Raw genomic sequence first — 8,769 nt, forward strand, 5'->3', positions numbered from 1 at the left:
CACTACTTCCTTCAAACTAGAACCTGAAAAGGCACCTACCCCTATTTCAGTAACGCCTTCTGGAAGGGTAAGTTTTGTCAGCTGTGTCCCACTAAAAGCATAATTGCCTATCTTCCTTAACGTGCTCGGTAATACAACTTCACTCAAACTAGAACCTGAAAAAGCATCAGAACCTATTTCAGTAACTCTATAATTAGAAATTTTTTGTGGAATTATAAGTTTTTTAATCGTTTCTTTTCGCTTGATATCAGTAATTGTAACTTCTTGATTGTGTATATCGTAAATTAAATTATCACCACTTTCCTCTTCGTTATTACTATTAATAGAATGTTCTACTAGTGTTTCAGACTGGATTTTAACTTCAGCTACTGCCCCCTCAGAAGTTGGTGCATGCTTTGGAGCTTCCGACAAAGTTGATGGCACTAGCGTTTCAGAGCTGTCAGTTGTCTTAGTTGGCACGACTTCAGAAAGACTAGCCAATACTGAGGTTGAGGTCTCTGTAGTCGCCACATCACTTGTAACTAAAGAAACAGTTGACGATTCACTCATCAAATATTCTGGTGTGGTTTTGTCACTTGAATCAACCTGTCCTGTAGTTGGTAAAGTAGCTACCTCATGCCCCCGATTATTTGTTCCTAAATTTTCACTACTTAAAGGAGAGGGGGAGTCCGTTAAATTAAATTTATTACTATCTGATGCCTCAATCGGGTATGTTTGAGCATCATCTGCAAAAACCACTGCATTCCCGATTCCCATACACGCACCAATTAATACCATACCAGCAACAGTTACCCATTGGCCTGTTCGGCGTTTTCTTAGTTTTAAAACTTCCTTCATTCAAATATCTCCTATTGTAATAATATCTTTCAAGTTACTCTTTGAGTGTCTTTTTGATTATCAAATTATTTATTCTTCGTAAAATCTGTCTTAATACTCCTTTCCAGAAAAGTCTGTGCTATACAAAGTAAAGGTTAAACCATTTCTCAAAAAATTCTATTCAAATATGGTAGGATAATTAATTTTTGCCGTCACCTAAACTAATACTTATACGTTGAAGTAGAATGTGACTAAATTGTTCTCAAACTTTTCATTACTTACAAATAAAATAAATCCTATTTTTGAAAGGCCGTAAAATTATGAAATATCTACAAATTACACTGTACGTCTGAAATAATCTGATAATTTACACCTCTTTAGTATTTTAACATAATCCTACTTTTTAAAAGGATGATTTTTATGAAAATTTGTTTTTAGCAAGCGTTTACATTTCCTTTAGCTACGCCGTTTAATGTTTTCTTATCAAATAATTCGAACATTAGATATAAAAAAGACAAACATTAGAAACTATGTTTGTCTTTTTTATTTTATGTCCAAACGCTTACGCTGATTCTTATTGTAGCATAAAACATCCTACAGTCAATGTTAGTAATTACTTGTGGCTGTACCATCTAAGTAGTTAATATTAGCATTCTTTGAAACGTTCTGAAGTGTGACCGAACTCACATTTCCATCACTTGTTGCTAATCCTTCTTCTGATAGTTCAACTCCATACTGTGAACCATTTTCATCAAAGGACGTCCAGTAAAGCGTTACAGTTCTTGGAATTAGCTCATTGCCAGTATAGTTTGCAACAACACAATAATCTAAGTACATATTTTGGTTTTTCTTCAACCATTTGGCTAGTGCATTTTCGTAGTATAGCATACCGTTTGGATTATTAGCATCCGTTTTACTATCAGACATCGTTCCTGCATTCAAATAGCGTGTCATAGGCACTAGATTCTTGATTTCAGAATTTAATCCAGAAAACTGATAACCAATAAGATGCCCACGATTCATCAGATAAGCTTTTTTGACTTTTCCGTGCTCATCTTCGTACTTAAAACGATAGTTATGCCAACCGACTGGATCAACATTAATTTTACTTTCCCTATCATCTTGTGGTTTGTCCGAATACTTTAGTCTGATGTGACCATATGTTGCTCTACCAAGACTATCCAAATTTCCATTGACCATTAGCTTATGGTTTTCAAAAGGCAATGGACTGTAGCTGAAAGCATCAGACTTTACACCACTTGTTTTAGAAGAACAGTTTCCTGTTTCCGAAGATTCTGACTTGGGAATAAATTTCCCAAATAATTTTCCGACATCACTTGAATTGGCATGCTCTCCTTTACTAATAACATTAAAGCCACTAGATAAAATACCAGGTACATTAATTCCTTGGGACATACCATATCCAGCTATACAAAACATAACAACAATAGCTATCGGTATCCAAATCAGACTGCCAAGACAACCTCTTTTCTCATTGTTTTTTCTAAGCATAAGACCTCCTTAATTCTCTATAAATTCATTATAGACTTAGGAGTGACTATTCGTAACCCAGTGACATAAAAAAGACCTTAAGTGGCCTTTTGACTAATCTGGAGATAAGTTCATACTATCAATCAATAAATCTTATAAGGTGATTCTTATCTAAACTATATCCTTGTATTTCAGCAACTTTCTTAATATCACCTGTCTCTTTATAAACAATAGAGGCGTGGCTGTCTTTTAAAATGCTAGGAGTGATTACCTTACCATAAGCATGTCCAATGTTCTTTGCCAAATGACCTATTGTATTTCTCCCCATAGGCTTTTTCAACATGGTTAAAAATAATGACGGTATAGAAGGGTCTAAGTCCCAGCGTCCACGTCGTTCCTTAACAAATGGAGCTATGTAAGGAATTGTGAAAGGAAGAAAACGGATAAATTGTTTCTCATTGTTTCTAACAACCCAAATTCCTTTTTTACGCATATCAATATCCCTGACTGTCAAGTTAACAACTTCTTGAGTACTTGCTCCAGTACCAATTATGATTGCAAATATAGCAATATTTCGCTCCTTCTCCTTTTCCCAATTATCAGCCTTCTTCTGAGTTGGTAGCGTTGTAACATAACTGTTTGCCATGAAATCAAGCAACCCTTCGAGCTCTTGCTGCGTATACAAAATAGTCTTCTTCTTTGATTCGGAATATATTATGTTGTGGTAACTCTCTTTATAAACAATCTTCCATTCATTAAACACGTTACGATAAAACAACGGCATCCCTCTCTCAATTGTAAAAGAGGTATTCGTAAGATAATTCCAAAATCCTGCTAAAGTATAGAGAATAAATCTTTTTCCAGCTGGCTTCAGACGTAAATTTGCCAAATAATTTTGAACAAATTCTCGTGGTAATTTCTCTAAGTCTGTCAATGATAATGAGACACCCTCTTTATCAATCGAAATTGCATAGCTATTTAAAAATTTCTGAATCACTGACAAACGTTCAACCATTTTGGGAGAAGGTTCTTCAATATCTACTTGAAGGTAAGCTATATATTCGTCTATTAGTTCTGGTAATTGCCTTCTAAGTGCTAGATATTTATCTTTCTGTTTTGACATGATTCCCCTCCTCTCAACACTGATAGCAATTAACTACAAGTTTACTACTTATATTTTTAGACCTATTATATCATACAAAAATGTATGTTTTTTAAGATTCAACTAGTATAAATAATCTCTAAAACAAAATAGCGATACATCGTGTATCGCTATTATATATATAATCTATCTACAAAAATACATCTGAAGTTATACTTTAAAATAATCAAGTATCTCAGTCAAGAGTTGTTCTCTTGTCTCTTCAAAGTGGCTATCAGACAGTGACTCTAAACCTTTATCTTTAAGTTCCCACAGCTTCTCTTGCAACAGTTTCTCTGCTAAATGTTTAATATCCGCCTTGTTATCTTCGTCAGGCGTCTTTGAGAGTTCTATTTTAATTGCTGATTTAACTGCTACTACTACTAGTCCTAAACGGTCTTTGTCATCCGTTCCATTTTCATAGTTTGGCTCAGACCAGTCTGGAACATTTGAAGGACGATTATCCTTATTAGTTGGATGACTATCTCTCAAATCTGAAAGTTTTGTGTACCCTGCTACTTCCCATTTATTGAGCAACGTTCTTGTCCAACCGAAAGTACGGTTTGCATCACTTCCTGTTCTTTCCAACGCCTCAATAACTAGTTCATGGTCCATTGTTTCAAGCCAACGTTTGAGTTGATTTTTATTATTGTAGTTGTCAGCCTTGCTCCCTTTAGGAAAAACAGTGTAGAATTTCTCCATCACGATAGCCATCTTACGTTTGAAGTCTAACTCCTTCTTCTTCTCAAAGGTAATGACTTTATCGTTTGTTGCAACAATACGTCTCAAATCGTCATCGAACGGTTTAAACCTAAATATATAGTGGGTAATTGATTTTCCTTTTTTGATTCGCTCTACTGTCAAATCTTGTATTACAGGAAGTCCATGCTCATCAACCAATAGCGTATTGATTTCATCCATTGCTTGCTGCAGCTTAGTACCTTTCGAACGAAGTAAACTTGGACTATCCAAGATCAAAACTTCTTGCTCTAGTTCTTCAGCTGTATCTTTTACAAAACCTGTTTTACGCCAGTCTGCTAGATGTCTAAATAATCGTTTAGAATACTTACTCTTCAATAGGTTATGGTAGTCACGTCCATACTGAATGTACTTAGCTTTTTTACCCCACTCTGGGTTGTTAAAAAGGTCTTTAACTGTACGCCTGACCGCTACTTTTACTTTTGCTCCATCTTCTGTAGTTACTTCATCATATTCAGTATATTCCGCATCAGACAGGTGGATTTTAATGAGTTTATTTTCGTGGTCTACTCTAAAGGTCTTGAACAGTGGGATGGAGGTGTAAGAGACAACCTTACCATCGACAACCTTTTCGGGATGTCGATATACAATTTTAGTCATTCTTTCCTCTAGTTCCTCAACTGTAGTTTCAAATCGCTTACCAGTCCTAGGAACAATTTTTTGTTCCCTAGAACTGTAAAATGTATTACCTGCTAGCATTGCCAGACTCGAATAAGAAAATATTGCTGCTTCGTTTTCATCATAAACATCTCGCAACTCACCAAATATAGAGTAAATCATATTTTCTTGAAGAGGAGAAAGGTCGCCAAGTTGGAACATTTGGGTAAACTTATTATCATATTTGATGATCTCTCTGAACTCTCTATTCTCTACCAAATGCTTCTACCTCTCTTAGTTCATTCATCATACATTTTGGTTGTATTTTAAATAAAAGTAATTATTTTACTACAAGCTAATTACTTACTGCAATATGTGACAGGGTATAAAAATATTAATTTACAACCCTTTTGTATGACATTATATCACTAATATTCTGATTTTCATAGTATTTTTTAAAATTTACAACCATTTTGTAGGATATACCTGCAATTTTATATGACATACATGCATTTTTGTAGACTTAACATACAACTTTATAGGATATACATACCGTTTTGTAGGATACGCCTACAATTTTATATGACATACATACATTTTTGTAGACTTAACATACAAGTTTGTGTGACGTTCATGCAAAATTATATGATATACCTACCAATTTGTAGGATATACATACAGTTTTATAGGATAAAGGTAAGCTTAGCTCAGTAATAGCAAGGGTTTCAGGAGTTCTACTACTTAAACTATAATTAACTACTTAGTTACTATAATTAACCACTTAATACTACTTAATACTATTTAAACTATTATTACTAAAACAAAATTAATAATACTAAGCTTTATAACATCACTATTTTCTCTCTCAACTATATGCTAAATTACAACAACACAAAAAGTGTAGTAATTACCTACACTTTTGTATGCAAAAAATGATTTCAATACGAGTTACCTACATTTTTGTATGATAACTACATGTTAAACTAGATTACTTAAAACTCATCTCAGTTTCTACCAATGTATTAAACAATTCCTTTTGTTCTTCATCTAGAAGTTGGTACATCTGATCTAACATTTCAGTGAATAGCTTATCAGATCCCCCACGTTTAGGATAATTGCCATTTTCTCCTTTGAGGTCTCTTTTATTTAAAACAGCTCTTAATGCACTAAAACGAGACATAGATAATTGTGTCATGTTTAGATTTGAACGCACCTTTTCTTCAGGAGTTTTTGCTGGTTCAAGTTTAGTAGGAATTTTGTTTTTTTCTTTTTTCTGAGTAACAATGTTTGCTTTTTTAGGAGAAACAGCAGCTTTTTTGGGTTCTACACTTGCTTCAGTTAGATAGGTAATATCATGCTTCTCCTTAAGTTTATCAATTACTACTTCTTCAATCTCTTTCCCTTTAAAAAAACGGTCAAATACTTCTTTAGCTGTTTTGCGATCATTTGATTCAACAGCTGTTAAAAGGTTATTATAATTTCTTTGTTGGATAGTATTAAGCTTTTTCGCCATTGTGTTCTCCAATCGTCTTAATTAGTTCATTCATCACATTTGTGATTTGTTTTTGAGGGATGCTATAGCCACTATTTGTAAAAACATTTGCTTGATTAGCAATCATATCTTTGTATTGTTTATTATTAAATAAGTATTGCTCAAAAACTTTAGTATTATGTTCTTCCGCAATTTTCTCAAGAGTTGTTACTGCTTCTCTTGCTTTGACTTGTTTAATTGATTTTTTACTAAAGCCGGGCCCTTTATCAACCTGAGTGATAACGATTCCAGCAATAACAATATCAATTCCAAAGAAAGAAAATCCTTCTTGAACAGCTTCAATATCTTCGATAGTATCTTTTACACCTTCAATACCAAACTTATCAGGTGTAGTAGGAATAAGAACATAAACTTTCGAATTTGTAAAAAGGGTACTTGTTGTAGAAACACCAAAGAACGGAGGTGTATCAAATAGTACAAAATCGTAGTAATCATTGATATCTTGAACTACGTTCCTTAAACGAAAATCCCTATCTTTTAGTCCTGAAGCTTCACTCTCCCAGTTCTTCATGAGCTTACTACCTGGAAGCAGATCATATCCGTCAACTGGCACAATGGCATCAGCTACTTCTACTTCTTTTTTTAGTACAGAATAAATCCCTTCTTGTTCGTCTTCGTTCACTCCTGCTGCCGTAGTTAGATTGCACTGACCATCTAGATCACCTGCACACGTTTTATAGCCAGCATTTCCTAGAGCTTGAGCCAATAATAAACTTAATGTCGTTTTGGCTGCTCCTCCTTTTTCATCCATCACTACGATTGTATTTGCAACCATATCTACTCCTTTCAATCCGATATGTACGATACACTATGTATAACAATGCGATACATATTATTAACTACTTAAAGTATACCATATAGAAATCTAATAGCAAGTACTGTGTAAGATATATCGTAAACAATACATGATACACTATGTATAGTATATAAAAAATATAGCCTAAAAAGGTTATCACGCATTAGCTAATACATAGTGTATCGTTCACTATATACTATTCAAAAACAAAACATATTACAACTATCAAACAACAACAAGAGTTATACCCGATACACTATATATTATATAAAAAAAATAATATATAATAGACGATGCATCATACAAAGATATATAATACATACTGTATTGATATATAGTGTATAGTATTATGCTCGAGTTCTAACTTAAACATAATACAATTTGCGCACTACACTATACATAGCATTACTATATATAAATGACTAACAAAAAAAATTGCAAATTTTTTATCGTATATTATAGACGATGTATAGTATATAAATAAACATTGTAATGCAAAGCATTATATCGTATATCTTTTATAAAATACTTCTGGAAATAAAGAAAATTAACGCACATCACCATACACGATACATTATATACTATATGAAACATAAGAATGTACTCTGGACGATGTATTTATTCCGTATATAATATACATAATGTATCGATATATAGTGTATATCACTATATTTGACTTTCTACAAAATATTACACACTACACTATACATAACCTCACTATATATAGTGTAGTGCAAAGAAAGAAAAACTTTGTAGTATGCTATAGACGATGTAAGATATATCGTTAAGTAATGTACTGCTAGGTATTATATCGTATATTCTTTATTCATTCATTTAATATAATAAATAAGAACAGTTCTATCACAAGACGATACCTAATACATTATGTAATGTGAATAATGTGTAGTTTCTTTATTTATCGTATATAGTAGATAATATACGATGCATATTGAACGATACATTAAAGAACTATATATGATTATATTCTTATTGGTTAATAAGTTATATTTAAAAGTAGTATAAAGATTGTTTACGATACAAGATACATAGTTTATCAATGTATCTTGTATTTCTTTTTCATGACGACTGATTCTTCGCTTATTACTATTGGTGGACTATACATAATGTGTTGTAAACTATAGACTATGTATAGTATATAATACAATGAAGAGTAGTATATATGGTTATAATTCGAATAACGATAAACTTGTAATGTTAGTTGCTCTTTGCTATACTAAAGACATAAATTGTTTAATTTATATTTTTTCCACCACCTCAAACGGTGAACCTTTGGTCACGTGACTAAAGAAAATAGAAGCATGGAGGAGGAGATGCTATTTCTGGTTCTGTCCCAGCAATAGGTATCCCATGTTTGATTGGGTTAAAAGGGAGCGTACTCGCTTTTAGCTATCAGTTAAGCCATCAGACAGAAGAAGGGGCTTGACGCTTAACAACACGTACGAGATAATTTGCCTTTAATTTTTTGAAAGGCTACAACAAACGTTATTAGCAGATAAAAGCATAACGAGAAGTTTCCTATGGTTTTCCATAGGCACGAGAAACCTTGTTTTTAGAGACAAGGCTTGTCGGCTTCTTTGTTATGCTTTTTTTGTTTTG

6 protein-coding genes are annotated in these 8,769 nt (G+C 33.0%); all 6 read right to left on the reverse strand.

The features are described from left to right. Positions 1–837: leucine-rich repeat domain-containing protein (locus HMPREF2571_RS08170; protein WP_083320428.1), on the reverse strand; the 837-nt coding region annotated here is incomplete at its 3' end. Between the two features lie 585 nt (positions 838–1,422). Then, on the reverse strand, positions 1,423–2,328 hold the full coding sequence (locus tag HMPREF2571_RS08175; protein ID WP_070847686.1) for a DNA/RNA non-specific endonuclease: 906 nt from the start codon (positions 2,326–2,328) through the stop codon (positions 1,423–1,425). 118 nt (positions 2,329–2,446) lie between these two features. Next, positions 2,447–3,430, reverse strand: coding sequence for a tyrosine-type recombinase/integrase (locus tag HMPREF2571_RS08180; RefSeq protein ID WP_070847689.1), 984 nt, complete (start codon positions 3,428–3,430; stop codon positions 2,447–2,449). 189 nt (positions 3,431–3,619) lie between these two features. After that, on the reverse strand, positions 3,620–5,083 hold the full coding sequence (locus tag HMPREF2571_RS08185; protein ID WP_070847692.1) for a replication initiation protein: 1,464 nt from the start codon (positions 5,081–5,083) through the stop codon (positions 3,620–3,622). Between the two features lie 709 nt (positions 5,084–5,792). Continuing rightward, on the reverse strand, positions 5,793–6,317 hold the full coding sequence (locus HMPREF2571_RS08190; RefSeq protein WP_070847697.1) for a hypothetical protein: 525 nt from the start codon (positions 6,315–6,317) through the stop codon (positions 5,793–5,795). Then, positions 6,301–7,131, reverse strand: coding sequence for a ParA family protein (locus HMPREF2571_RS08195; protein WP_021151484.1), 831 nt, complete (start codon positions 7,129–7,131; stop codon positions 6,301–6,303). Before HMPREF2571_RS08195 ends, HMPREF2571_RS08190 begins: the two co-directional genes overlap by 17 nt. Positions 7,132–8,769 lie beyond the last annotated feature (1,638 nt).

The sequence above is a fragment of the Streptococcus sp. HMSC068F04 genome, assembly GCF_001837455.1.
Classification (GTDB): domain Bacteria; phylum Bacillota; class Bacilli; order Lactobacillales; family Streptococcaceae; genus Streptococcus; species Streptococcus salivarius_D.

Excerpts from the sequence above, each read along its gene's own strand:
- HMPREF2571_RS08180 (WP_070847689.1), bottom strand. The coding sequence starts at position 3,430 with ATGTCAAAACAGAAAGATAAATATCTAGCACTTAGAAGGCAATTACCA.
- HMPREF2571_RS08190 (WP_070847697.1), bottom strand. The coding sequence starts at position 6,317 with ATGGCGAAAAAGCTTAATACTATCCAACAAAGAAATTATAATAACCTT.
- HMPREF2571_RS08175 (WP_070847686.1), bottom strand. The coding sequence starts at position 2,328 with ATGCTTAGAAAAAACAATGAGAAAAGAGGTTGTCTTGGCAGTCTGATT.
- HMPREF2571_RS08195 (WP_021151484.1), bottom strand. The coding sequence starts at position 7,131 with ATGGTTGCAAATACAATCGTAGTGATGGATGAAAAAGGAGGAGCAGCC.